Raw genomic sequence first — 25,464 nt, forward strand, 5'->3', positions numbered from 1 at the left:
CCGCCAACCCTACCCTTTCAATCTCCAATTAACCAGCTATCCTCTTTTTCTATCAGCCGAGGCATTGCTTCGCCTTTACCATTTTGCAACTACTTTGCCGGCAGGTTGGGATATACTAGCCACAGATGAACCAAAGGAGATTATAACTTATGAATAAATCCGCTTTAAGCGCCTTTCTCTTCTTAACCTTAATAGCCTCAGGCTGCGGTGCCCCTAAGGCTCCCAGTGATTTGCTCCGGGCCCCCTCACAGGGCAGCGCCGATGGGACCATTACCAGTGTCGTGAAATCTTTTCTCCCCGCTAATGCCCACCTGACAGTCCCCGTCCATTCCGAATCGGGCAGCGCCATCCAGCTCCAGGATCTCGACAAAGACGGTCAGAATGAGATTCTGGCCTTTTATAAAACAGACAAAACCGACTACGAGATCAATACGCTTATCCTTAGGCAAACCGGCGGGGACTGGAACAAGCTGACCACAATTACCGGAGTGGGCAGCCAGCTGGATTATGTACAGTTTGCAGATGTTACTGCAGACGGGCAGACGGATATGCTGCTGGGTTTCAGCGGCGGCCAGGGACTCAGCAACGAGCTGTCTGTCTACAGTCTGAATAGCGGCGTGCTGACCGAAGTGCTTAAGCAGGCTTATGACTATTTGGCGGTCGGCGATCTGACAGGGGAGAGAAAGACAGATATCGCTCTGTTCCAGACAACCTTTACCACAGACATGCAGCCGGTTGCCCGGCTGCAATTATACCGGCTCCACGGCGGCAAGCAGCAGAGCCTTGCCGATCAGACGCTTGACGGGGCTGTGATTCAGGCTGTATACGCTAAGGCAGCGCCAGCCGCCAGCGCATTGTTCGTAGATATGGCTATTGGTGCACATTCTTCCTATACCCTGCTCCTGACTTGGGAAAATGGTAAATTTATTGATATACTGGCAGCAGATGATTATCATCATGCAGAGCTTGCGGACAGCAAGGATATTACGCTGGCACCCGTAACTCCCGGCCCGGGCGGTAAACTGGTAGAGAACAATATGGCGGTCAAGGATTACCCGTTGTACAGCTCGGACGCGAACGGTGACGGTATTGTTGAGGTCGGATTCCTTGTTCCGCCTGCCGGAACAGAGAGCATGGCTCCGCTGGCCACCCCGTTTATCACCAAATATTATCAGTGGGACGGACAATCAGGACTGAAGTTCACGGAAGAGAAGTTCGACAGATGGGGCTTCAACTTCCATATCCCACAGAACTGGAGAGGCAAATACACGCTTGAGATTGCCGGGGATTCTCCTGACCCGTGGGAGAGTATCAGCTTTATCTACCATGATGCCGCATCCGGAGAAGAAGCGTCGCTGCTTGAACTGCGCCTGCTTACCAAGCAGGACTGGCAGGCCGCAGAAGCCGTACTGAAGGCACAGAACAGGCCCTATCAGCTGCTCTATGAGCTTCAGAATACAGAGGATACTACGGCACCAACGGTGCTCGTTGCAGTGCTGCCGCCGGCGGATGCTGCCGGTAAGCTGAGCGGTGCCTCCCTTCAGGAGTATAACCAGCTTAAATTATCACTTACGAAAGTCCAGGAGCTGGCCGGCACACCGCAGCAGCCTTTGCAATAACAAGGAGGGTCTCCATGAAGGTGCTGGTATTGGAAGATGAAAAGCCTATACGTGATTTTCTTCAGGTGAATCTGAAGCGTGCAGGCTTTGAGGTTGCCGAAGCAGCCACTGGCGAAGCCGCATTGGCTGCCGCCCGGGAACAGCGGGATTTTGACATCGCTATTCTGGATCTGATGCTTCCCGGGATTAGCGGATTTGAGGTGTGCGCACACCTGCGCCGGGAATTCCCCCGGCTCGGAATCATTATGCTGACCGCCAAGAGCCAGGAAATCGACAAAGTGATGGGGCTGGATTCCGGCGCTGATGATTATGTAATCAAGCCCTTCAGCCCGGTTGAATTACTGGCCCGGGTCCGGTCGTTATACCGGCGGATGTATCCGGGGGAAGAGATGCTTCTGGAGAACAGCATCCAGCTGCCTCCCTTTACCCTTATGCTTGATGAACGGAAATTACTGAAGAATACGGCCGAGATTCCTTTGACGCCTACGGAATTCTCCATTGTTAGGCTGCTCATGGAGCAGCCTAACAAGGCGATGAACCGGGATGATATTCTGACCTCGGTCTGGGGGCAGTATTTCATGGGGGAGCTTAAGATCGTTGATGTAAATATCAGCCGGATCCGGCAAAAGATCGGCCAAGACGCCTCCGGGCCGCAATATCTGGAGACGGTGTGGGGATTCGGCTATCTATGGAGGGTACAACATTGCTGAAAGGTATCAGGTCCCGGCTTATACTCTATATTACTATTGTCCTGCTCCTGATCGTACTGCTGCTGGAAGGGGTGTTTATTGTGGCTGTCCACTACTTTTATCTGGGCAGTGCGATGGAGACGCTATCCTCACGGGCCACGACCTCGGCTACCTTTTTCAATAAGTATCTGGAAGGCTATTCAATTAATGAGCGGGCCCGGTATATTCTGGAGAATCTCTCCCCTGAAGAGAGCAGCAAGGTTGAGGTGCTTAACACTGCCGGGAATGTCATAATCAACTCTTTCGGCTTCTCCAGCTCAGAGCTGATCGATACTCCTGACGTCAAATCTGCTCTGGCCGGCGGCAAGGGAAGCTACCAGAGCCTCACACCGGTGAACGGTGAACGGATAATGGCTGTGTCCATCCCCTTAAAGGAATCCGGAATGAATATCGGTGTGCTTCGCTACTCAATTTCTGCAGAGCCTCTATACCACGTGATCCTCAAAATCGTGCTGAATGCGGTATGGGTTGGGCTGCTTGTCATCCTGTTCGGCTTCGTGCTCAGCCTGCTTATCGCCAAGCGTATCGTAGGTCCGATTCAGCAGCTAACCTCAGTAGCCAAAGAAATGGCTACCGGGAACTTTGCAGCCAAGGCGGCGAAGCAGCATGACGATGAAATCGGCACACTTGCAGTCACACTCAATTACATGTCTGAGGAAATCCTCAAGAGCGAAAAAATCAAATATGACTTCATCTCTTCTGTTACGCATGAGCTTCGTACTCCCCTAACCTCCATCAAAGGATGGGGCGAGACACTGCTTATGGGTGACTTGTCCGATAAAAAAGAGACCCTGCAGGGTCTCGAGGTAATGACTGGAGAAACGGACCGGCTAATCGGCCTGGTGGAGGATCTGCTCGACTTCTCCAAATTCCAGGCCGGTGAGATTACTGTAGAGCTTCAGCCGTATGATCTTAGAGGACTGCTTGAGGATCTGCTGCTGCAGTTCAGATACCGCGGGCAGACGAAGCAAATCCGGCTCTACGCGGATATTCCCGACCAGCCCTTGCCGGTCGACGGCGACTTCAACCGGCTGAAGCAGGTTTTTGTCAATCTGCTGGACAATGCCTTTAAGTTCACACCGGCAGAGGGAGCAGTACGTATTACAGCGGTCAGCCAGGATGCGCTGATTGTTATCACGGTAACGGATACCGGTGAGGGTATTGAGGCCGCTGATCTGGAGAAGCTGGGCACCAAATTCTTCAAAGGGAAATCACGCCAGTCGGGAAGCGGTCTGGGTCTGGCTATCTGCAAGGAAATCATCGGACTGCATGGCGGCAGTCTGCGCATCGAGAGTGAATTCACCAAAGGAACCTCTGTCATTGTAGAGCTGCCGCGTTATCAGGTTTAGCAGACAGCTCTAGGGACAGCATTTAAACAGGCCGTTCAATCGTAAAAATCTCACCAATGGCAGCATAGTTATTACCCGCTAAACGGCTTACTGCCGCTAATTGAACCGGGTCGATTCTGCCCTGGTCGTAGATGGCCTCGTCAATGTGAAATTGTACGACCTTGCCGATGATCAGCTCAAATCCGGGGAATTCCACCGCCTGTTCCAGTCTGCACTCCATCCGGACTTTGGCTTCCCTGACCCCCGGTACGGCAATCACAGAGCTGTCCACCGGTGTTAAACCGGCTAATGAAATCTCACTTTGATCGGGGGCAAGGGGAGCGGCGGTCATATTGACCTGCTCCACATTTTGCCGGTCCACGATGTGTACAACAAATTCCCGGGTGTCCAGTATGTTTCTCGCCGTATCCTTCGGTTTGCCTGCTGAGTGCTGGATAGATAATGAAATCATCGGCGGATTCGAAGAGACAATATTGAAATAGCTGAAGGGCGCACCGTTCAGAACCCCCTCCTCCGACACAGTCGTTACAAAAGCAACCGGTCTCGGGATAATAGTTCCCACCAGCAGTTTATAGTTGTCTCTCTCCGTATTCGTTAACGGATCAATTGCAATCACGTCGATCATCCCTTTCTTATTAGCGGTTTAGTCCAGCTCTCTTACTTGAAACGGCAGCAGGATCTGTTCAATCTTGTCTCTGTGCGGCTCATATTGTGCAGGCAGCATCAAGTGGGAGCCCATCGTTTCCGGCGATTCATCATGAGCGAAGCCCGGAGGATCGGTGGCGATTTCGAACAATATCTCTCCGTGCTCTCTAAAGTAAATCGCGTTAAAATAATTCCGGTCCTGCACCGGGGTTACTCCATATCCATTATCGTGCACATAGCTCTGCCATTCCAGCTGATCCTGGTCGTCTTTGGCTCTCCAGGCGATATGATGCACCGTTCCTACACCCATTTCTCCACGCTCTACCGCAGTCAGTTTGAGATCAATCACGTTCCCGAGATCGGCAGCAGATTGATAACGTGCGATATCATCCTCTTTGCCGATGAACGTCAGTCCCAGTACCTTCTCTAACAGCTCAGCTGTTGCATCCGGATGAGTGGACAAAAGTGTGGCACCACCGAAGCCCTTGATCGCCACCTCCGGTGTGACTCCCCCGAAATTCCAGGAGTTGAGGTCTCCGGCCTCCCGTTCCACCAATTCTAAATGCAGCCCGTGCGGGTCGTCAAATTCAAGCACCTGTTCCCCAAAGCGTTCCATTTCCGTAAAAGCGACCTTAAACTTCGTAAGTCTTTCTTTCCAAAAAGCCATGGCCCCTACCGGAATGCTGTAAGTCGTTACACCGACTTGACCTCCGCCGATCTTTCCCTGATAAGCATCCGGCCAAGGGAAGAATGTAATAATCGTGCCCGGCTTCCCGCCGTCATTACCGAAATAAAAGTGATACGTACCCGGATCATCGAAATTAACCGTCTGTTTGACCAGACGCAGTCCAAGTACCCCCGCGTAAAAATCCATATTTTCCTGAGGATGCCCGACAATCGCCGTGATATGATGAATCCCCATGGTTTGCTTAGTCATTAGAATCGACTCCTTTATGTTATTAGTTTGGTTTAAGAAAAAGATGTTAAACAATACTACGCTTTAAAGATTATTAACATTAAGATATTAGGTTTATAATTATCTTTAAATTAAGATATTAACTAATATCAATGTACTCAATTCCCGACACAAAGTCAAGGATTATTCTGATATAAATTCAGATGAATAAAAAAGCCCTGACGGATCAAGGATTTCTTGACCATCAGGACTATTAGTATGAGCTTAAGTTAAATTCTTTATCCCTTTCGGATGAGCGAACGGTACATCAGGAACAGGAAATACGGCGCTCCGATCAGCATAATAATCAGTCCGGATGGAATTTCGACCGGCGCCATAACGGTTCTTCCGATCGTATCGGCAATCACAAGCAGCAGTCCCCCAAGCAGTCCGGACAAAATAATCGAACGTCTTGTGTGATGCCCGATCATCATCCGCACTGCATGCGGCGCCATAAGCCCGAGAAAACCAATCGTTCCTACACTGGCAACGGCTCCGGCTGCAAGCAGAACACCCAGAATCATCGCATAGAGCCGCGTTCCCCGGACCGGCAGGCCAAAGCCTACTGAACTCTCGTCGCCAAACGCCAGCAGATCGAACTTCCGCCCCAGATAGTACGCAAGCGGCAAAAGGAGAAGCAGCAATATAAACAGGCTGTAGAACTGATCCCAGCCCCTTCCATAGGTAGAGCCCGTCAGCCAGATATAGGAGCTGGCGCCATACAGACTTGCTTTGACGATCATAATCTGGATGCCTGCAGAGCCGACAGCCGAGACGGCAATGCCGAGCAGGATAAGAACAGACGGATTCAGGCTTCGGCGCCAGGCCAGCGAAAATACAACGGCGGCTGCGACAGCTCCGCCCGCAATCGCGGCAAACGGAAGCATTGCAATCGTCATTGCAGGCCAGGCGACCATCACGAGCATCGCGGCAAAGCCTGCGCCTGAGGTTACGCCGATAATGGAGGCGTCGGCCAGCGGATTTCGGACAGCGCTTTGAATCAGGACGCCGCTGACGGCAAGCGCGATCCCGCCGCAAGCCGCTACGAGCGTTCGCGGCAGCCGTAAGTTCAGCAGAACGGAATAGGATTGTTCTCCCTTGCCGACAAGACTGCCCAGCAGCTCACCGAGCGGTATTCTGGTTCCTCCGAGCGATAAACTCACGAGGATGATTGCGAGAAGCAGTACCGTCATCAGGATTACAGTCGGAACAAAACGCATACGCAGCGCAGCGCCTCCGACACTCATAGATGACTGCCCGGGGCTGGACCCCGAAATATTTTTCATTTTGGTGAGCACCAGCCAAATAAGCCAAGGTGCCCCGATAAGGGCCATAACGGCACCGACTGGCATTTCCCCTACACTGCTCCTTACTACACGGGCAAGGGTATCCGCTGCCGTAATGAGCAGCGCTCCCCACAGGGCGCTCGCGGGTAGTAACAGGCTATGTTTACGGATCCCGCTAAGCCGGACAAGATGCGGGGCAACCAGGCCGACGAAGCCGATCGGTCCGACGACACTGACTACGACTGCGGCCATCAGGACCGAGATCGCCAGACCCAGCGCCCGGGTTAATCCCACTCGCTGTCCCAGGGAACGGGCAGTAGACTCATCCAGCTCCAGCGCATCGAACTGCCTGCCCGCGAACATCGCTGCCCCTAGAAGTACAAGAACATAAGGCCAGGCATACCGGACGCCGTCCCAATCCAGCTGAATCAGGGAACCTGCTCCCCACAGAAATAAATTTTGCGTCTCTGTCTGCTTGAATATATGTATAGCCGACGTGAACGCTCCAAGCACCAGCGACACGATCATGCCCGACAGTGCCAGCCGAACAGGCGTAGCCGACTTTCCGCCGCTGAGCAGATAAGCAGCCAGGGCAGCCAGCAGTCCCCCTGCAACCGCCAGCAGGAATGGAAACTGCTGCTGCAGCGCCGGGAAAAATACCACGCCAAGAACAACCGTAAAGTAAGCCCCGGCATTTATTCCCAGAGTGTCTGAGGATGCCAGCGGGTTCTTCGTTATGGTCTGCAGTAAAGCGCCGGCTGCTGCCAAAGCCGCCCCGGCCAGAATGCCAATCACCGTGCGCGGCATCCGGATATCCCAGAGCAGATTATGCTCCATCACATCCTGGCGGTGAAGCAGTCCATTCAATACAGTCCCTGCCGGGATCTTCGCCTCCCCGAAGCCGAGGCTCAGCACGAACAGAACGAAAAGGGCGGCAATGCCGCCCCCGAATATCCCAATCAGCTGCCAGGTCAACCTGCTAGACGATTCCTTGCTGTTGTTCCCGTTCATCACGATGCTCATTTCGTTAAAGTTTTTACAACTTCATCCACAATAACTTTAGAGGAAACCGGACCGCCGAACACCCAGGTAGCGCTGTCCAGTGCGAAGGTACGTTTCTCCTTGACGAAATTAAGACCCTTCCACACCGAATTATCCTTGAGCTCGTTCGCAAAAATGTCATCATCCTTTTGGACGATATAAATCAGATTCGTATCCTGTACAGATGGCAGGGCTTCAACCGTCGATGTGCTGAATCCATAAGCCTCAAAGGTTTCAGGTTTCCAGTCGTTCTTCAGGCCAATCCGGTCCAGTGTCTGTACCGCAAGAGAGTTGTCGGTGAAAAGACGCATCGTCGCTGCATTCTGATAGCTGAACGCTTGGGTCAACACGTAATTCAGGCCTTCCTTACCTGCTGCGGCCAGCTTCTCTTTTGCCTCCGCATAATGTGCCTCCAAATCGGCCAATACCTTATCGCCTTCTGCGGTTTTTCCGACAGCGGCTGCAATGGTTTTGAAGGTATCTTCCATCATCGCGTATTGATCGCCTTGCCCTTCTGGCGGATACAAGCCGAAAATCAGTGTTGGCGCAATACCCTTCAATTGCTCATAAATCGCTTCGTGACTATCGGTATTGGCGATAATCAGATCCGGCTGCAATGCAGCAATCGTCTCCAGATTCGGCTCACCGCGCGTACCGACATCTGTTACTTTCTCATCCAGCGGAGCTTCTCCGGTTACCCACACTTTATAGCCTTCATTATCGGCATTCCCTACCGGCTGCATGCCCAAAGCGATAATATCTTCAGTAAATGTCCACTCCAGCACCACGACCTTTTGTGCAGGCTTGTCCAGTGTGATCTCACCTTTAGCATCTTTCAGTACAACCGGGCCTGCAGCGGCTTCATTGCCACTGTTTGCACCAGCTGCATTGTTGACGGCCGCTCCAGCGTCAGTTGCTGCCGGACTATTATTCGTATTGTTTGAACCGCAGCCTGCCACAACCAGTACGACAGCAATAACCATAACCAAACTCAATAACCTTTTGTGCATCTTGTAATATCCCCCTGGTATTCAGATAAAAGTTTCTGGTGATAGCGATTATCATTAGAATGATAATGATTATCATTTATACTCATACTAGTTATCTTATATGTGATTTTCCGGAAAGTCAAAGTTAAAATTTAAATCATAAGAAAAAACACTCCATTCCAACACTCTGGTATGCCGGCTTCGTTTACGCATCAGCGCTATTTTATAAGTATTGAGAAACCATTACACAAACAAAAAACGGCAGCGCCTCCTTAGCAAAGGACAGCGCAGCCGTTTCTATTAGAACTCAAAGGACAAGGTTTAATTCTTCATCTGATACACACTCCCTCGTTTTTTGAGCCAGCCAATCACCATAGCATCTATGAATCCTGCATATGCACCTTTCAGAACACCATATTTAGATACCCCGTATTTCCGCTCATGATGGGTAACTGATACCTCAATGACAGAGAATCCATTCATCTTGGCCAGTGTCGGCAGGAAACGGTGCATTCCGTTGTATAGATGGAAGCTGTCGGCCACCTCCCTGGTAAAGAGCTTTAGGGGACAACCTGCGTCATAAACCGCTTCTCCAGTGATCCAATTACGGACTTTATCTCCGGTACGCGAGGATATTACCTTAAGTCTGCTATCTTTACGCTCCACGCGTCTTCCGTTTACAAAATCAATCTTTCCGATAAACGGCATCAGTTTGAAGATATCCCGGGGATCTGTCTGCAGGTCGGCATCCATTAAGGCGATCAGTTTGCCTTTGGAACTCTTTATTCCAGCTGAAATAGCCGCTGTCTGCCCGTAATTTTTTTTGAAATGAATAACTCTTACAGCTGAATCCATCTGGACAATCTCGTTCAGCAGTAGAATACTCCGGTCCTTGCTTCCGTCATTCACCAGCACGATTTCATAATTTTCAATTTTTCCTTTCAAGGCTTCAGTGACACTCAAGTAAAGATTATATATATTTCCCTCTTCGTTATAGACAGGCACGACGATTGAAAGACGGATCATAGGAAACACCTCAATTTCTAGAAATCTCCGTTCCGCGGGCGCTGTCAGGTTTGGATTTGTATTCGCTCCTACAGTTCCAAGCTTCCCTCCGCCGCTGTTGCCTATAGATAGTTCTTTAGTGCAACTTATATAGCTTAATTTTTAACCGAGCAGTCGTATTTCAGTCTCACCCTCTGCATCCAGCCGCTTCTTCTCCACTTCCTCCATCACTCCCTCACCTTCCACATCAAGATTCGGGAGCAAGCGGTCCAGCCACTTCGGAAAATACCAGGCCGATTTCCCGAGCAACGTCATCACGCCTGGAACAATGAGCATCCGGACGATAAAAGCGTCAAACAGAACACCAAAGGCGAGCGCCAGCCCCATAACCTTAACCATTGGCTCCTCTGCCAGAACGAATCCTGTAAAGACGGCAACCATAATCAGTCCTGCTGCCGTTACCACTCCGCCGCTGTGGCGTATACCGGCAAGAACGGATTTTTTGGCATCTCCGCTCTTTTTGAACTCCTCACGCATCCGGCTGACCAGGAAGACCTCGTAGTCCATCGCCAGACCGAACAGTACACCGACTACAATGATCGGCAGGAAATTAAATACCGGTGCTTTCGCATAAAAGTGGAATAGATTCTGGAAATGTCCGTCTTGAACAACATAGGTTACGAATCCTAAGGTTGCGCCGAGCGACAGGATAAATCCGAGCACTGCCTTGATTGGAACCAGAATCGAACGGAACACCAGCATAAGCAGTACAAAGGCCAGGCCGACAATGATCAGGCAGAACTTAGGCAAAGCCTGATTCAGTTTCTGGGTGATATCGATATTGACAGCAGTGCTGCCGGTTACACCAATCTTGACGTGATCCTGCTGCTCTATTTCCGGTGCCTTATCACGAATTAGGTGGACAAGGTCTACCGTTTCCGAATCATTGGGTCCTGTTGCCGGCATGACGGTAATCAGCGACACTTTTCCAGATGGGCCGGTGACCGCCGGGTTTACCGCAATAACGTTAGGATAGGTTTTCACTTCGTTAATCACTTTAGCGAGATTAGCTGCAGCCTCCTCGCCGCCATCTGTTTCCGCTAGAATGACTAACGGTCCGTGGTAACCTTCACCGTAAGCTTCGGACAGAAGATCGTAGGCCCGGCGTTCGGTCTTATCCGGTGATTTATGCCCATCATTTCCAAGCCCAGTCTCCATGTGAAAGAATGGCAGAGCGATGGTCCCTAGCAGTGCTACACCCAGTACAACGGCCACTAAAGGTTGTCCGGTAACAAATCTTCCCCACACATTGCCTCGTCTTGCCGCTTTTTGATTACTTCCTGTGCCTTTGGCACGCTTAGCTGGCGCCTTAATCTTGCCCCCCAGCACTTCCAGAATCGCCGGAACCACGAAAATGGTCATGAGTATGGCGGTGAATACAGTAAGCGCACCTGCTATACCCATAGTAGTAAGAAATGGTACTCCAACAAAGGAAAATCCGATTAGTGCGATGATAACGGTCACTCCCGCAAACACCACTGCACTCCCGGCCGTTCCGTTCGCGATGGCAATCGCTTCCCGTCTTTCATAGCCTTCAGCAAGCTGCTGACGGTATCTGGCGATAATGAATAGTGCATAATCAATGCCTACGGCCAGTCCAAGCATACCTGCCAGCGATAAGGCAAATGACGGAATGTCAAACAGGTTCGTTCCGATGATAATCAGCATAATCCCAAAGCCAAGGCCCAAAGCCGCCGTTAATATCGGCAAGACTCCGGTAAGGATAGAACCAAGCGCAACCGCAAGGATGACTAGAGCCAATAATACCCCGAGTCCTTCGGTCGGACTGCTGGTTGCCATTTTCACAAAGCCGTCCCCGATCAGTTCGGCCTGCCAGCCGGCATCCCGCAAGCTTTCTGCAACCTGAATTACTGTATCCTTCGATACCTCGGTGACATCTGCACCCGGCACTTTATAAGTGATCGTGGCATAGCCGATCGTGCTGTCTGCATTGAGTGAATGGTTATCGTACGGACTTACAACCGAAGCCACCTCCGGATCTGCTGCCACTTCTTTGAGCTGCGTGCCAATTAGCTGCTGAGCTGCATCGGAAACTAACGTTTCATTATCCGGAGCTTTCAGTACAAGCTGGGTTGTACCAAGGCCACTCTGCGGGTTGGGAAATTCCTTCTCCATAACCTCCAGTGTTTTTTGCGAGGCCAACCCGGGGATGTTGGTCTCCTCTCCAAAATGGATTCCCATAGACAGTGCCACAACAGCTGCTGCTACTAACAGAGTAATGCTTCCTATAAGGACCTTAATCCGGTTCTTTGCCGACCAGAATCCCAGCCGGTACAATAATTTTGACATCTCAGTATCGTCTCCTCTTTATTGTGTTTTCTATGCCTTTATCTTATAGAACCGGGGACCTGCCGCCATCGTCCGAACGGGCGGGACGTTTTTGCCCTTTCGGGCAGCCCTTTAGACACAAAGAAAGGGCCCCACAAAGTAGGGCCCTGCTTCAATGTTTATTCTAATAGCTCCTTGTTACAGCTTCTGTCCTCCCTGATAAGGGGTTTCATCCTGACGTACCTTCCAGCCTGCGGCCTTCGCCTGCTCAAGCAGCTTGGTTCCGTCATCCAGCGGCTTATATCCGATCAATGCTTCCAAATAATCGATATTGTAGTAATTGTCACTATTGGCTGAGGTGCCATACAGATTCAAATACGGCATTCGCTCGTCTGCTTCGATGCAGCAAATAACCAGTTGCAGCATGTCGCGCTCCGAGATCCAAATATGCCCTGCACGCTCCGAATGAGGACGGTCGTCTCCCGGGAAGTTGCCGATGCGGATATTGAAGGACGAGATTTTGCCCTGATCGGCATAAAGCCGGCCAAGCAGCTCGATATAACATTTACTCAGCCCGTAAAAGCTGTCCGGACGGTAAGGGTCCAGCGGATCTGGCTTCTCGTCCGTCTTGTAGAACCCGGTCGCATGGTTGGAGCTGGCGAATACAATGCGCTTCACCCCGTTTTTCACCGCAGCTTCGAACAGCTTGTACGCACCGCTCACATTTCCCGGCAGCACCTTGCCGAGAAAATCCTCCTCATCCTTAATCCAGGCAAAATGGAGCACGGTATCAACATCCTGCGTCAGCTCAGCCAGCCTTGCATCATCCGTAATGTCCAATTGGAGGATTCCTTGCCTGTCGTCCGCCTGAATATCCGCCCCGCTAACGTCATAGCGTCCGCCTTCTTTAAGACCCTGATAGATCACATTGCCTATTCTGCCAGCCGCTCCTGTAATAAGCAGTTTGCGTTTCATTATCGCAAGCTCCTTTCCCGTCCGTAGATTATCGAAATGTTAGTTATTACCCGGTTACATCTGTATAATCCCACGCTCCATAGCGGCAGCCACTGCCTGTGACCGGGAATCCACTCCAAGTTTATTATAAATACTTGTTAAATGAGCTTTTACCGTCCGCTCTGAAATCCCTATGTCATAGGCAATTTCTTTACTCTTGAATCCCCGGGCGACGCTCTGCAGAATTTGCACCTCTTTATCGGTCAACAGGGAACTCGCCCCCTTAGCCGGAACAGGGTTCCTCTGGTACTCACGGGCCGCAATTACTTTTTCCATGATCTCTGCTGACAGCAATGTCTCCCCTCTCACTGCCGATTCAATATTTCTGAACAGATTCTCCCGGCTTGTATCCTTCAGCAGGTAACCTCTCGCCCCCAAGGCAAGACCGTTAATCATTAACTCATCCTCATTGTAGGTCGTCAAAATAATTACCGGTACGGATATATTCCTGTCTCTCAGTATCTGCATCGCTTCCAGTCCGCTCATCACCGGCATATTTAAATCCATCAGGATCACATCCGGCTGCACCTCATCAATCAGGCTTACCGCCTGTTTTCCGTTCTCTGCTTCCCCGACAATCTGAAACTGTTCACTTGTCTCCAGGATTAGCTTTAAGCCTTGCCGGACAACGAAATGATCGTCTACGATCAGGATTCTATGTTGGGTCATCGTTTATTCTCCCTCGGTGAATAATGCTTCAATTGTAATGCTCGTCCCCTCTTGGCTGCTGTCAACCTCCATCTTGCCTCCGATCAACCGAACCCGTTCCTGAAGCCCCAAAAGACCATAATGTCCGGGCTCCTTCCCAATAGCATTCGCGCTGAACCCGATTCCATTGTCTCTGATCACTATCTTCAGCCGTCCGTTCTGGTCAGATACACTCACCCACACTTTGTCCGCCTGGGCATGCCGGGCAATATTGGTAAGGCACTCCTTAACCATGTGCAGACTGTGTTCCCTTAACAGCCTGGATAAGCGTTTCGAGAGCTGGAGCTGAGTTACTGCGTCTATACCGGTCGCGTCTTTAAAATGCTGCACTTCAGCCTCAACGGATTCCCTGAAATCCAGCTCAAAGGCCGACTTCAGCCGCAGATTATCAATGGCCAGCCGTGCTTCCGCCAACGTCCGGCGGGCCTGCTTCATCGACAATCTGATGATTTCCTGCGTTCGCTCGATATTGCCTCGTGTTATATGCGCATCCGCAGCTTCAAGCTGCATAATCAGCCCTGCTACTCCCTGTGCCAGCGTATCGTGCAGATCACGGGCCATACGTTGACGTTCACCCGCAAGGGTCAGCTCCTCAACCTTCATATGCGCTTCCTTAAGATCTCGCAGGAAATTCTGAATCCGAAGCCGTTCCTGAACCTGCTGAAAGAACAATAGGGCATAGGCCACTACAACAATCAGCATCAATGCAAAAAAGGGGAGGATGAAAACCACTTCATCCGTATCGCTTAAAGTAAGGGCTGCATCAAAAAACAGCACCAAACATATAACCGATACAAAAACAACATTTCTGATCCGGTACGAAAAGGCTAAGCTTTGCGCAACTAATACGGGAAGAAGCCCGATTAATACAGCCTGATAACCCTCCGGAAGCAGAATTGCACATAGATAGATTAGTATGCCCTGCACAGCAAAGTGCAGCCAGAATTGTTTGTTGGATATCCGGTAGAAATTCCAGTGCAGCAGAACATGGACCGTAAATAAACCGGTGAACAATATACTTCTTAATATTTGAGGCTCATGAATGAACTGCATCAGTAAGGCCGCTACATAAACGACCGACACCCAGATCAGAACGGTCACTCTGGATTCGAATAATTCATTCATTAACACTAGTCCGTCTTTTTTTTCTTTCACTTGGCCGCCCTCCTTATGTCCTATTATAAGGATTTATGCTCTGTGTTCATATGTACGAAGGTACATGTACCTTCGTACATCCCGGGCTGTCATCCAGCAGCAAGTTCCGGCATTGCGGCAGAAAAACAACAAAAAGCCGGTATTCAAAGAATACCGGCTTAGTCTGAGTCTCACTCTATTCTCAATAACTACATAAACAATAGTAATGTTCAATCTGTTGGGTTACCATGGAAGCTCATTATCCATATAAAAGAAACCGCCTGTTGGACCGTCCGCTGGCAGAGTCGCATACTGAACAGCGGTCCGTGCTCCTTCTTCAGGTGACAATTCAGCTTTCTCTCCGCCCATACGGGTCTTCACCAAGCCTGGATGCACAGTATTAATCTTCAGATTCGTCCCCTCGTACTTCTTCGCCCAATACACAGTCAGCATATTGAGTGCAGCCTTGGACGCTGCATAAGCAGGAGTAGCCAGCCGTTGCGCCAGCTCATTGCTCAGCAGGAACTGAATCGAACCCAAAGCACTGCTCTGGTTTACGATTCTGCCTGCATCGCTCTCCAGCAGCAGCGGCAGCAAAGCTTCGGTAATATGATAAGGCGCAAATGTATTGACCTCAAAAGTGGTTTCAAAAGCACCTTCGACTTTCGCCGGCTCCGCCCAGATCCCGGCGTTATTTACCAGAATATCCAGCTTGCCGTATTCCTCGCCGATCCATTTGGCCAGGGCGGCGATATGCTTACCGTTGGTCACCTCAAGCTCTACCCCTAAGGCATCAATCCCCAGTTCCTTCAACTGGCCGGCTGCTGAATCAGCATCAGCCTTAGTACGTGCCGACACCAATACCGTAATTCCCTGTTCTCCTAATTGTTTTGCGACTTCAAAACCGATCCCTTTGCTGGCTCCTGTTACTAGTGCGATTTTTTTACTCATCATAATTCCTCCTTGTTTTCGAGAACGATCATTCTAATTATCTCAAAAAAATAAACTATTGCCACCGGTGATGTCAGACGGCGCGCAGCCAGTTTTTATTCCATTAAGCTGACAGCAAGCACTGACTACGAAGCCCCCACAGTCCTGCTTAGTGAAAATCCTCAGGTTATCTTTGGTGTAGTGGCTATAAACCGTACTGCTAGTGAAAGTAGTTCATACCCATCTAGTCTCCAGCACATATGGAACTCCCAGATTTTACAACCGGCCGTTCTAATATTGCCATCACTTCTGTTCTCTTTCCTTGCTATGGTCATAGCTTAACATAATGAGAACGATCAGTAAAGTATTAATTTTACCGATCGTTCTCATTATACAACTCCCGGTTTTCAATGTTTTCAATCAATATACGCCCCAGAAACAAAAAAAGCATCCCCTAAGGGATGCTCTCAAAGTGCTTGGCGGCGTCCTACTCTCCCAGGACCCTTCGGTCCAAGTACCATCGGCGCTGGAAGGCTTAACGGTCGTGTTCGGGATGGGTACGCGTGGAACCCTTCCGCTATCGCCACCAAACGGGCATTTACAGCGTAAATGCGTATTCAGGTCTCAGCATCGCCAAATGCTGAATATCAATTCTTTATCAATCAACCGCTAGGGTCTCATGAATCAGAACTTGATTCCTGAAAACTGAATCCGAAACGAATCTGCGTTCTTCGAAATTTTTGGATAAGCCCTCGACCGATTAGTATTGGTCAGCTCCATGCATTACTGCACTTCCACCTCCAACCTATCTACCTCGTCGTCTTCAAGGGGTCTTACTAATTGGGAAATCTCATCTTGAGGGGGGCTTCACGCTTAGATGCTTTCAGCGCTTATCCCGTCCGTACGTAGCTACCCAGCCATGCTTCTGGCGAAACAACTGGTGCACCAGCGGTACGTCCATCCCGGTCCTCTCGTACTAAGGACAGCTCCTCTCAAATTTCCTGCGCCCACGACAGATAGGGACCGAACTGTCTCACGACGTTCTGAACCCAGCTCGCGTACCGCTTTAATGGGCGAACAGCCCAACCCTTGGGACCTACTTCAGCCCCAGGATGCGATGAGCCGACATCGAGGTGCCAAACCTCCCCGTCGATGTGGACTCTTGGGGGAGATAAGCCTGTTATCCCCAGGGTAGCTTTTATCCGTTGAGCGATGGCCCTTCCATGCGGTACCACCGGATCACTAAGTCCGACTTTCGTCCCTGCTCGACTTGTAGGTCTCGCAGTCAAGCTCCCTTATGCCTTTGCACTCTTCGAATGATTTCCAACCATTCTGAGGGAACCTTTGAACGCCTCCGTTACTCTTTAGGAGGCGACCGCCCCAGTCAAACTGCCCGCCTGACACGGTCCCCGTACCCGCTTAGGGTACCAGGTTAGAACCTAGATACGATCAGGGTGGTATCCCAACGGCGCCTCCGCAGAAGCTTGCGCTCCTGCCTCTACGGCTCCCACCTATCCTGTACAGATCGTACCCAAATTCAATATCAAGCTGCAGTAAAGCTCCATGGGGTCTTTCCGTCTTGTCGCGGGTAACCTGCATCTTCACAGGTATTAAAATTTCACCGGATCTCTCGTTGAGACAGCGCCCAAGTCGTTACGCCATTCGTGCGGGTCAGAATTTACCTGACAAGGAATTTCGCTACCTTAGGACCGTTATAGTTACGGCCGCCGTTTACTGGGGCTTCGGTTCATAGCTTCGGATTGCTCCTAACCACTCCCCTTAACCTTCCAGCACCGGGCAGGCGTCAGCCCGTATACTTCGCCTTGCGGCTTCGCACAGACCTGTGTTTTTGCTAAACAGTCGCTTGGGCCTTTTCACTGCGGCCCCCTCGGGCTATTCACCCTACCGAGGCACCCCTTCTCCCGAAGTTACGGGGTCATTTTGCCGAGTTCCTTAACGAGAGTTCTTCCGCGCGCCTTAGAATTCTCTTCTCGCCTACCTGTGTCGGTTTGCGGTACGGGCACCTTCTCCTGGCTAGAGGCTTTTCTTGGCAGTGTGAGATCATGACCTTCGCTACTATAATTTTCGCTCCCCATCACAGCCCAGCCTTAACGATGTGCGGATTTGCCTACACACCAGCCTCACTGCTTAGACGGACATCCATCAGTCCGCGTCACTACCCTCCTGCGTCACCCCATCGCTCATAGCGGATTACGGTGGTACAGTAATTTCAAACTGTTGTCCTTCGACTACGCCTTTCGGCCTCGCCTTAGGTCCCGACTTACCCTGAGCGGACGAGCCTTCCTCAGGAAACCTTGGGCTTTCGGCGGATCAGATTCTCACTGATCTTTTCGTTACTCATACCGGCATTCTCACTTGTATGCTGTCCAGCGCTCCTTACGGTACACCTTCAACCCACATACAACGCTCCCCTACCCCAGATACATACGTATCTAGCCATAGCTTCGGTGGTGTGTTTAGCCCCGTTACATTTTCGGCGCAGAGTCACTCGACCAGTGAGCTATTACGCACTCTTTCAATGGTGGCTGCTTCTAAGCCAACATCCTGGTTGTCTGTGCAACTCCACATCCTTTCCCACTTAACACACACTTGGGGACCTTAGCTGATGGTCTGGGCTGTTTCCCTTTTGACAATGGATCTTAGCACTCACTGTCTGACTCCCGGCAAGAAGTTAATGGCATTCGGAGTTTGACTGAGCTTGGTAACCCTTGCGGGCCCCGCACCCAATCAGTGCTCTACCTCCACCACTCCATTCACCGAGGCTAGCCCTAAAGCTATTTCGGGGAGAACCAGCTATCTCCGAGTTCGATTGGAATTTCTCCGCTACCCCCACCTCATCCCCGTATTTTTCAACATACGTGGGTTCGGGCCTCCAGTGCGTGTTACCGCACCTTCACCCTGGACAGGGGTAGATCACACGGTTTCGGGTCTACGTCCACATACTTAGTCGCCCTATTCAGACTCGCTTTCGCTGCGGCTCCGGCTTCTCACCTTAACCTTGCATGTTAAACGTAACTCGCCGGTTCATTCTACAAAAGGCACGCCATCACCCATAGATCGGGCTCTGACTTTTTGTAAGCACACGGTTTCAGGTTCTATTTCACTCCCCTTCCGGGGTGCTTTTCACCTTTCCCTCACGGTACTGTTTCACTATCGGTCGCCAGGTAGTATTTAGCCTTAGCAGATGGTCCTGCTGGATTCATACGGGGTTTCACGTGCCCCGCACTACTCGGGATCCGTCTCGGAGAGAACACAGTTTAGGTTACAGGGCTTTTACCTCTATCGCGGGCCTTTCCAGACCTCTTCACCTACCATATTCCTTTGTAACTCCATGTGAGACGTCCCACAACCCCAAGGGGCAAGCCCCTTGGTTTAGGCTGTTCCGCGTTCGCTCGCCGCTACTGACGGAATCACTATTGTTTTCTCTTCCTCAGGGTACTTAGATGTTTCAGTTCCCCTGGTCTGCCTCTACACACCCTATGTATTCAGGTGTGAGTAACTGCGAATTACCACAGCTGGGTTTCCCCATTCGGACACCCCCGGATCAAAGCTTGCTTACAGCTCCCCGAGGCAGTTTCGTTGTTCGCCACGTCCTTCGTCGGCTCCTGGCGCCTAGGCATCCTCCGTGTGCTCTTATTAGCTTAACCTCGATTTTCTCCGGAGGAGAAATATCGGACCATTGAATAAATTCAAGATCTTCATTTCCTTCACAGAAAAATTCGTATCAACTAATAACTAATTCAACTTGCTTACACAAGTTTCAGCTAAAAGATGTTCTAAAACGCAAATTCGTTTCGGTATCCAGTTTTCAAGGATCAAGTTTCCGGCTTTAACCCCGGAAGAAGATCATACCACGTTCCAACACTACTTAGCTACAAGTAACTTCTGGAAGTAATATGTTTTTGAGAGCTTAAACTCTCAAAACTGACCAACGAGTGAGTAGAAAGCTTTACGAAGTAAAGCTCGCTTCGGAAGCATGCTTCCTGAAGACTTAGATTTGAATGTCACCGTTGCAGGTGACGATTCTCCATAGAAAGGAGGTGATCCAGCCGCACCTTCCGATACGGCTACCTTGTTACGACTTCACCCCAATCATCTACCCCACCTTCGGCGGCTGGCTCCCTTGCGGGTTACCCCACCGACTTCGGGTGTTGTAAACTCTCGTGGTGTGACGGGCGGTGTGTACAAGACCCGGGAACGTATTCACCGCGGCATGCTGATCCGCGATTACTAGCAATTCCGACTTCATGCAGGCGAGTTGCAGCCTGCAATCCGAACTGAGACCGGCTTTGCTGGGATTGGCTCCACCTCGCGGCTTCGCTTCCCGTTGTACCGGCCATTGTAGTACGTGTGTAGCCCAGGTCATAAGGGGCATGATGATTTGACGTCATCCCCACCTTCCTCCGGTTTGTCACCGGCAGTCACTCTAGAGTGCCCAGCACTACCTGCTGGCAACTAAAGTCAAGGGTTGCGCTCGTTGCGGGACTTAACCCAACATCTCACGACACGAGCTGACGACAACCATGCACCACCTGTCTCCTCTGTCCCGAAGGCCGCCTCTATCTCTAGAGGATTCAGAGGGATGTCAAGACCTGGTAAGGTTCTTCGCGTTGCTTCGAATTAAACCACATACTCCACTGCTTGTGCGGGTCCCCGTCAATTCCTTTGAGTTTCAGTCTTGCGACCGTACTCCCCAGGCGGAGTGCTTACTGTGTTAACTTCGGCACCAAGGGTATCGAAACCCCTAACACCTAGCACTCATCGTTTACGGCGTGGACTACCAGGGTATCTAATCCTGTTTGCTCCCCACGCTTTCGCGCCTCAGCGTCAGTTACAGCCCAGAAAGTCGCCTTCGCCACTGGTGTTCCTCCACATATCTACGCATTTCACCGCTACACGTGGAATTCCACTTTCCTCTTCTGTACTCAAGCCATCCAGTTTCCAGTGCGACCCCAGGTTGAGCCCAAGGTTTAAACACCAGACTTAAATAGCCGCCTGCGCGCGCTTTACGCCCAATAATTCCGGACAACGCTTGCCCCCTACGTATTACCGCGGCTGCTGGCACGTAGTTAGCCGGGGCTTTCTTCTCAGGTACCGTCACTCCGGTAGCAGTTACTCTACCGGACGTTCTTCCCTGGCAACAGAGCTTTACGATCCGAAAACCTTCATCACTCACGCGGCGTTGCTCCGTCAGGCTTTCGCCCATTGCGGAAGATTCCCTACTGCTGCCTCCCGTAGGAGTCTGGGCCGTGTCTCAGTCCCAGTGTGGCCGTTCACCCTCTCAGGTCGGCTACGCATCGTCGCCTTGGTGAGCCGTTACCTCACCAACTAGCTAATGCGCCGCAGGCCCATCCCTTAGTAGCAGATTGCTCCGCCTTTCATCCTTTCCTCATGAGAGAAAAGGAATTATCCGGTATTAGCTACCGTTTCCGGTAGTTATCCCAGTCTGAGGGGTAGGTTGCCTACGTGTTACTCACCCGTCCGCCGCTAAGCTTATCCCGAAGGATAAGCTCCGCTCGACTTGCATGTATTAGGCACGCCGCCAGCGTTCGTCCTGAGCCAGGATCAAACTCTCCAAATTGGTATTTAGAAAGAGCGATTGCTCATTTTGAAACATCTGACGAGAATTTGCATTCTCAAGATGAATTTCGAAAGCGTACAAGACGCTGTGAAAATCATCAGTTTTGGATCTCACCGAAGTGATTTCCAGGTACTCACTCGTTGTTCAGTTTTCAAAGATCAAATTCTCTACTGTTTAGCCGCAACAAAAGCGACTAGAGTAATAATATATCATGTTAATCAAGATAATGCAACTATAAATTTAAACTTCTTCAAAATACGATTCGCAGAATTCGCTGAATACCAAATGAAGACAATATATAGAGCCTAACTTTTAAACGCGGAAAAGAACAAAAAGACTATCTCCCATGGGAAATAGCCTTTCTCTAATGTAGAAATTGAATTATTTTTACGGATAAAAGCCATGCAATACATCACGCATTTCCTGCTTGATATTAATATCCGGACGTTTTTCTTTAGCCAAAGCTTCTGCCTCTGCCACCGTTGAAGCCAAACCAAGCTCCAGCAGAACTCCCGTAGCTACCGTCCCTGTACGATTCCGTCCACCCGCACAATGGAAATACACGGTTTTCCCGCTATTAACTGCTGCTGTAACCGCCCGGATCGCTGCTTGAACTGAATTCTCCTGGCCGCTTTCATCCTCCACAATCGGAAAATGATGACGCGTTACTTTAGCAGGGAAGCCTTCTGCCTCCGTACCATTATCTCTTAAGTCAAACACATCCGAAATCTCCTGCTCTTGAAGAGCTTCAAGCAGTGCATTTTCTCCGCCGATATATACTTTACCTGGAATCAGTTCGTGATAATTGGCCATTATAGTTCTCCCCTATGTCTTTGTTGTACCGTCAATTACTTTCCAGTTTCAGCAAAATGCTTAATGCGCTCTCCAACTTGGTCACGCACCCGCTGGAAGACAGCCCACTTCTCTTCATCCGTTCCTTGCGCTTTGGCAGGATCATCAAATCCCCAGTGCTCACGTTTCACCTTCGGCGGTGTAATCGGGCATTTATCAGCGGCGTCTCCGCATAGTGTAATCACGAGGTCTGCATTATTAAGCAGCTGGGGATCAATAATATCTGAGGTTTGACCTGTGATATCAATACCTACTTCGTTCATAGCCTGTACGGCTTTAGGGTTTAAACCGTGAGCTTCAATGCCTGCACTGTACACATTCCACTCGTCACTCAGGTATTTCTTAGCCCAGCCTTCAGCCATTTGGCTCCGGCAGGAATTTCCCGTACACAAAAAGTAAATGCTTTTCTTATCCATTATTGATAATCTCCTTTGGTTTTAAAATAGGATCAAGGTTATATATAATCCGAGCAGTGTGATGAAGAGCGTTGGAATCGTCAGAATAATACCTGTTTTGAAATACGTTCCCCAGGATATTTTTACCCCTTTGGTAGACAACACATGAAGCCACAGCAAGGTTGCCAGTGAACCGATTGGTGTAATCTTCGGACCTAAGTCAGAACCGATGACATTCGCATAAATCAAAGCTTCCTTAATCAGTCCTGACGTATGCGTAGCATCAATGGCCAGTGCGTCTATCATCACGGTAGGCAAGTTATTCATTATCGAAGAGAGCACAGCAGCAATAAAGCCCATCCCCAGCGTTGCGGCAAGCAGCCCCTGATCGGAAACAGCCTGAATCACATCAGCAAGGACGTCCGTCAGCCCTACATTGCGCAGCCCGTACACGACGACATACATCCCAATCGAAAAGAACACAATCGCCCAAGGCGCACCCTTTACCACTTCCATCGTGGGAACGTAAGGGCTTCTTCTTGCCATAAGCAGGAAAAAGATTGCAATTACCCCGGCCACCACGGATACTGGAATGTTCAGGAACTCACTAATGAAGTATCCAACTAGCAGAACCGCTAGTACCCACCAGGATAGCTTGAACATTTTCTTATCTTTGATGGCATCTTGCGGATTTTTCAGCTCCGAGCTGTCAAATTTAACGGGGATGCTTTTTCGGAAAAAGAAGTACAGAACCAGAATACTTGCCCCCAAGGAGAACAAAGTAGGCATTAGCATCCGGCCCGCGTATTCCATAAAGGTAATCCCGAAAAAGTCTGCCGATACGATATTGACCAGATTGCTTACGACCAGCGGCAAAGACGTAGTATCAGCAATGAATCCGCTGGCAATGATGAACGGAAAGACTTTTTTCTCATCAAAATTGAGTGCACGGACCATCGCCAGCACAATCGGAGTTAAGATGAGCGCCGCACCGTCATTGGCAAAAAACGCGGATACAATGGCCCCAAGAATGGCGACGTAGACAAACATCCGGGTTCCGTTGCCTCGGGCCGCTATGGCCATATGTAAGGCAGCCCACTCGAAGAAACCAATTTTATCAAGGATCAGGGAAATAAGAATGATTGCAACAAAGGCCAGAGTGGCATTCCACACAATTAAGGTGACATCTAAAACATCGTCAAAGCTGACTACACCCACAAGCAAAGCGATGATTGCGCCGCCGCAGGCCGACCAGCCTATGGACAAATTCCGGGGCTGCCAAATGACAAATATTAAGGTAACAACAAAAATAAAACACGCTAAAAATACCGAAACCAATCCGCTAACCTCCATTAATCACATGAAATTCTTAAACCTTTCTTATCGAGCTCTTCCAATTGATGATCTTGTGAAGGAACGAAGGCTATCAGATTCTGAATCAGTTCATGCTGAACGCTGTTGGGATTGACCGAGTAAAAAATCCACTGGCCTTTCCGGTTCTCTTTTACCAGGCCTGCATCTTTTAATTTCCGCAAATGCTGGCTTACCGATGGCTGACTCATCTTAAAAATCTCAACCAGCTCGCATACACAGCATTCCCGCTTTTCTAGAAGCTTCATCATCGTCAGCCTGGTTTTATCACCCAGAAGCTTTAAAATCTGCGAGACTTCATCTAACTCATCCAAATTTAAGCTCATCTTCAGTCCCCCTTTCACTTCATCAGTATATAACTATACGCTTATATGAACAAGCAGGAATATGCATCTAAAATTTAACTTGCATTTTGCAACTATTATGGTTTATAACTTAACTATGAGGTGAAGAAAATCATGGAAACACCCCGAGAATTATTTCAAATTATGACCCGCCGTTTGGGATTATTGAATAAAGACTGCTGCAGTGTAGGCGGATGTAATCTCTCCACGACCCAGAGCCATCTGCTCTATGAAATCAACCGGAGCCATAGCCCCTCCATGCAGCAGATCGCTGAAACGCTCGGGACCGACATTACTACTTTTAGCCGACAAGTACAGTCCTTGATCAAAATGAATCTGGTTAAAAAAACGCCTGATAAGGCCGATCGAAGAGTCTCTACCCTGTCGCTTACCCCCGAAGGGAAAATGGTCGCTGCAACCATTGATCAACAGATGAATGAGTATTTAAATGAAGCTTTTTCGAACATGAGTGAATTTGAAGTAGAAACTTTACTGCGGTCCATTAAGCTGTTCAACGAAGCTATGGGAAAATCCAGCAATTGCTGCGCACCTGTAAAAGGCTGATTTCTCTTAGTAATTTTCCAGGAGGCGATTCTAATTATGGTTACACTTCATGTTCGGCAGGCAACCTTAGAAGATACTGATAGTATCCTACGGATCTACAATCAGGGTATCGAGGACCGGATTGCTACACTTGAGACCGAAACGAAAGATTCATCTTACATGGAAGCATGGTTTCATGATCATCAGGGACGCTTTTGCGTTCTAGTGGCTGAAAGAGAAGGAGAATTTGTTGGCTGGGCCTCCCTTAACCCTTACTCCCACCGCTGCGCCTATAAAGGTGTGGCCGATCTCTCTGTTTACATTGATCGCGGCTTTCGCGGGCAGGGTGTAGGCAGTACTCTCTTGGACGCCTTAGAAAAAGCAGCAAAAGAACATGGATTCTATAAAATTGTTCTTTTCACCTTCCCTTTCAATCAAGGAGGCCAAGGATTATATCTGAAAATGGGATACCGGCAGGTTGGTGTGTTGGAAAAGCAGGGTGTTATGGATGGGAAATTTATTGATGTTATGATTATGGAGAAATTACTGTCCGCAGAATCCAAGTCCGTTAACTTCTAATATAG

At 49.8% G+C, this 25,464-nt stretch carries 19 protein-coding genes and 3 rRNA genes; 5 read left to right on the plus strand and 17 right to left on the minus strand.

Annotation, left to right across the window (positions count from 1 at the left end):
* The first annotated feature begins 149 nt into the window (after window positions 1-149).
* Genes QU597_RS24075 through QU597_RS24085 form a run of 3 tightly spaced genes read left to right on the plus strand, consistent with a single transcriptional unit; the run spans window position 150 to window position 3,717 of the window.
* Window positions 150-1,619 (plus strand): hypothetical protein, encoded by a 1,470-nt coding sequence (locus QU597_RS24075; protein WP_310830155.1) that lies wholly within the window; start codon window positions 150-152, stop codon window positions 1,617-1,619.
* Between the two features lie 14 nt (window positions 1,620-1,633).
* Entirely contained in the window at window positions 1,634-2,329 is a 696-nt protein-coding gene (locus QU597_RS24080) for a response regulator transcription factor (RefSeq protein WP_310830156.1), read from the plus strand.
* Entirely contained in the window at window positions 2,323-3,717 is a 1,395-nt protein-coding gene (locus QU597_RS24085) for an ATP-binding protein (RefSeq protein ID WP_369698832.1), read from the plus strand. The genes QU597_RS24080 and QU597_RS24085 overlap by 7 nt, the downstream gene beginning before the upstream one ends.
* A 22-nt stretch (window positions 3,718-3,739) precedes the next feature.
* On the opposite strand, the gene QU597_RS24090 is transcribed toward QU597_RS24085, so the two are convergent.
* The 17 genes from QU597_RS24090 to QU597_RS24170 form a co-directional block, all read right to left on the minus strand.
* Window positions 3,740-4,333 carry a flavin reductase family protein gene (locus QU597_RS24090; protein WP_310830157.1) on the minus strand — a complete coding sequence of 198 codons (594 nt, stop codon included), beginning with the start codon at window positions 4,331-4,333 and terminating at the stop codon, window positions 3,740-3,742.
* Between the two features lie 27 nt (window positions 4,334-4,360).
* Window positions 4,361-5,299: a ring-cleaving dioxygenase gene (locus tag QU597_RS24095; protein WP_310830158.1), complete on the minus strand. Its 939-nt coding sequence runs from the start codon at window positions 5,297-5,299 to the stop codon at window positions 4,361-4,363.
* Window positions 5,300-5,556: 257 nt separating this feature from the next.
* The gene (locus QU597_RS24100) at window positions 5,557-7,614 is read right to left on the minus strand and encodes an iron ABC transporter permease (protein WP_310830159.1); all 2,058 of its coding nucleotides are present in this window, start codon (window positions 7,612-7,614) and stop codon (window positions 5,557-5,559) included.
* An 8-nt stretch (window positions 7,615-7,622) separates the two neighbouring features.
* Complete coding sequence (locus tag QU597_RS24105) at window positions 7,623-8,654, minus strand: ABC transporter substrate-binding protein (RefSeq protein ID WP_310830160.1); 1,032 nt, start codon at window positions 8,652-8,654, stop codon at window positions 7,623-7,625.
* 300 nt (window positions 8,655-8,954) lie between these two features.
* Window positions 8,955-9,659 carry a glycosyltransferase family 2 protein gene (locus QU597_RS24110; RefSeq protein ID WP_310830161.1) on the minus strand — a complete coding sequence of 235 codons (705 nt, stop codon included), beginning with the start codon at window positions 9,657-9,659 and terminating at the stop codon, window positions 8,955-8,957.
* Between the two features lie 141 nt (window positions 9,660-9,800).
* Window positions 9,801-12,008, minus strand: a complete 2,208-nt coding sequence (locus tag QU597_RS24115; protein WP_310830162.1) for an MMPL family transporter — start codon at window positions 12,006-12,008, stop codon at window positions 9,801-9,803.
* A gap of 177 nt (window positions 12,009-12,185) precedes the next feature.
* Entirely contained in the window at window positions 12,186-12,962 is a 777-nt protein-coding gene (locus tag QU597_RS24120) for an NAD-dependent epimerase/dehydratase family protein (RefSeq protein ID WP_310830163.1), read from the minus strand.
* 54 nt (window positions 12,963-13,016) lie between these two features.
* Window positions 13,017-13,670, minus strand: coding sequence for a response regulator (locus tag QU597_RS24125; RefSeq protein ID WP_310830164.1), 654 nt, complete (start codon window positions 13,668-13,670; stop codon window positions 13,017-13,019).
* A 3-nt stretch (window positions 13,671-13,673) separates the two neighbouring features.
* Window positions 13,674-14,864: a sensor histidine kinase gene (locus QU597_RS24130; RefSeq protein ID WP_310830165.1), complete on the minus strand. Its 1,191-nt coding sequence runs from the start codon at window positions 14,862-14,864 to the stop codon at window positions 13,674-13,676.
* A gap of 222 nt (window positions 14,865-15,086) precedes the next feature.
* A complete protein-coding gene (locus QU597_RS24135; protein WP_310833400.1) occupies window positions 15,087-15,794 on the minus strand; it encodes an SDR family oxidoreductase in 708 nt (235 codons plus the stop codon).
* A gap of 453 nt (window positions 15,795-16,247) precedes the next feature.
* A 5S ribosomal RNA gene (gene rrf, locus QU597_RS24140) occupies window positions 16,248-16,364 on the minus strand.
* Between the two features lie 149 nt (window positions 16,365-16,513).
* Window positions 16,514-19,441, minus strand: a 23S ribosomal RNA gene (locus QU597_RS24145).
* A 386-nt stretch (window positions 19,442-19,827) separates the two neighbouring features.
* Window positions 19,828-21,375: ribosomal RNA gene (locus tag QU597_RS24150) — 16S ribosomal RNA — on the minus strand.
* Together the 16S, 23S and 5S rRNA genes form the textbook arrangement of a ribosomal RNA operon.
* 387 nt (window positions 21,376-21,762) lie before the next feature.
* Window positions 21,763-22,188: a protein-tyrosine phosphatase family protein gene (locus QU597_RS24155; protein WP_310830166.1), complete on the minus strand. Its 426-nt coding sequence runs from the start codon at window positions 22,186-22,188 to the stop codon at window positions 21,763-21,765.
* Between the two features lie 35 nt (window positions 22,189-22,223).
* Complete coding sequence (gene arsC / locus QU597_RS24160; RefSeq protein WP_206101953.1) at window positions 22,224-22,643, minus strand: arsenate reductase (thioredoxin); 420 nt, start codon at window positions 22,641-22,643, stop codon at window positions 22,224-22,226.
* Between the two features lie 21 nt (window positions 22,644-22,664).
* Window positions 22,665-23,975, minus strand: a complete 1,311-nt coding sequence (locus QU597_RS24165) for an arsenic transporter (RefSeq protein ID WP_310830167.1) — start codon at window positions 23,973-23,975, stop codon at window positions 22,665-22,667.
* Complete coding sequence (locus QU597_RS24170; RefSeq protein WP_310830168.1) at window positions 23,975-24,319, minus strand: ArsR/SmtB family transcription factor; 345 nt, start codon at window positions 24,317-24,319, stop codon at window positions 23,975-23,977. Before QU597_RS24170 ends, QU597_RS24165 begins: the two co-directional genes overlap by 1 nt.
* Window positions 24,320-24,451: 132 nt before the next feature.
* On the opposite strand from QU597_RS24170, the gene QU597_RS24175 reads away from it, so the two are divergent.
* Window positions 24,452-24,901: a MarR family winged helix-turn-helix transcriptional regulator gene (locus QU597_RS24175; RefSeq protein ID WP_310830169.1), complete on the plus strand. Its 450-nt coding sequence runs from the start codon at window positions 24,452-24,454 to the stop codon at window positions 24,899-24,901.
* Window positions 24,902-24,937: 36 nt separating this feature from the next.
* Window positions 24,938-25,459: an arsinothricin resistance N-acetyltransferase ArsN1 family A gene (locus QU597_RS24180; protein ID WP_310830170.1), complete on the plus strand. Its 522-nt coding sequence runs from the start codon at window positions 24,938-24,940 to the stop codon at window positions 25,457-25,459.
* Window positions 25,460-25,464 lie beyond the last annotated feature (5 nt).

Origin of the sequence: Paenibacillus pedocola (assembly GCF_031599675.1) — a bacterium.
In the GTDB taxonomy this organism is placed as follows: domain Bacteria; phylum Bacillota; class Bacilli; order Paenibacillales; family Paenibacillaceae; genus Paenibacillus_AQ; species Paenibacillus_AQ pedocola.

Excerpts from the sequence above, each read along its gene's own strand:
- QU597_RS24075 (WP_310830155.1), top strand. The coding sequence starts at position 150 with ATGAATAAATCCGCTTTAAGCGCCTTTCTCTTCTTAACCTTAATAGCC.
- QU597_RS24100 (WP_310830159.1), bottom strand. The coding sequence starts at position 7,614 with ATGAACGGGAACAACAGCAAGGAATCGTCTAGCAGGTTGACCTGGCAG.
- QU597_RS24155 (WP_310830166.1), bottom strand. The coding sequence starts at position 22,188 with ATGGCCAATTATCACGAACTGATTCCAGGTAAAGTATATATCGGCGGA.
- QU597_RS24095 (WP_310830158.1), bottom strand. The coding sequence starts at position 5,299 with ATGACTAAGCAAACCATGGGGATTCATCATATCACGGCGATTGTCGGG.
- QU597_RS24110 (WP_310830161.1), bottom strand. The coding sequence starts at position 9,659 with ATGATCCGTCTTTCAATCGTCGTGCCTGTCTATAACGAAGAGGGAAAT.
- QU597_RS24115 (WP_310830162.1), bottom strand. The coding sequence starts at position 12,008 with ATGTCAAAATTATTGTACCGGCTGGGATTCTGGTCGGCAAAGAACCGG.
- QU597_RS24125 (WP_310830164.1), bottom strand. The coding sequence starts at position 13,670 with ATGACCCAACATAGAATCCTGATCGTAGACGATCATTTCGTTGTCCGG.
- QU597_RS24165 (WP_310830167.1), bottom strand. The coding sequence starts at position 23,975 with ATGGAGGTTAGCGGATTGGTTTCGGTATTTTTAGCGTGTTTTATTTTT.
- QU597_RS24105 (WP_310830160.1), bottom strand. The coding sequence starts at position 8,654 with ATGCACAAAAGGTTATTGAGTTTGGTTATGGTTATTGCTGTCGTACTG.
- arsC (WP_206101953.1), bottom strand. The coding sequence starts at position 22,643 with ATGGATAAGAAAAGCATTTACTTTTTGTGTACGGGAAATTCCTGCCGG.
- QU597_RS24180 (WP_310830170.1), top strand. The coding sequence starts at position 24,938 with ATGGTTACACTTCATGTTCGGCAGGCAACCTTAGAAGATACTGATAGT.
- QU597_RS24175 (WP_310830169.1), top strand. The coding sequence starts at position 24,452 with ATGGAAACACCCCGAGAATTATTTCAAATTATGACCCGCCGTTTGGGA.
- QU597_RS24080 (WP_310830156.1), top strand. The coding sequence starts at position 1,634 with ATGAAGGTGCTGGTATTGGAAGATGAAAAGCCTATACGTGATTTTCTT.
- QU597_RS24170 (WP_310830168.1), bottom strand. The coding sequence starts at position 24,319 with ATGAGCTTAAATTTGGATGAGTTAGATGAAGTCTCGCAGATTTTAAAG.
- QU597_RS24120 (WP_310830163.1), bottom strand. The coding sequence starts at position 12,962 with ATGAAACGCAAACTGCTTATTACAGGAGCGGCTGGCAGAATAGGCAAT.
- QU597_RS24135 (WP_310833400.1), bottom strand. The coding sequence starts at position 15,794 with ATGAGTAAAAAAATCGCACTAGTAACAGGAGCCAGCAAAGGGATCGGT.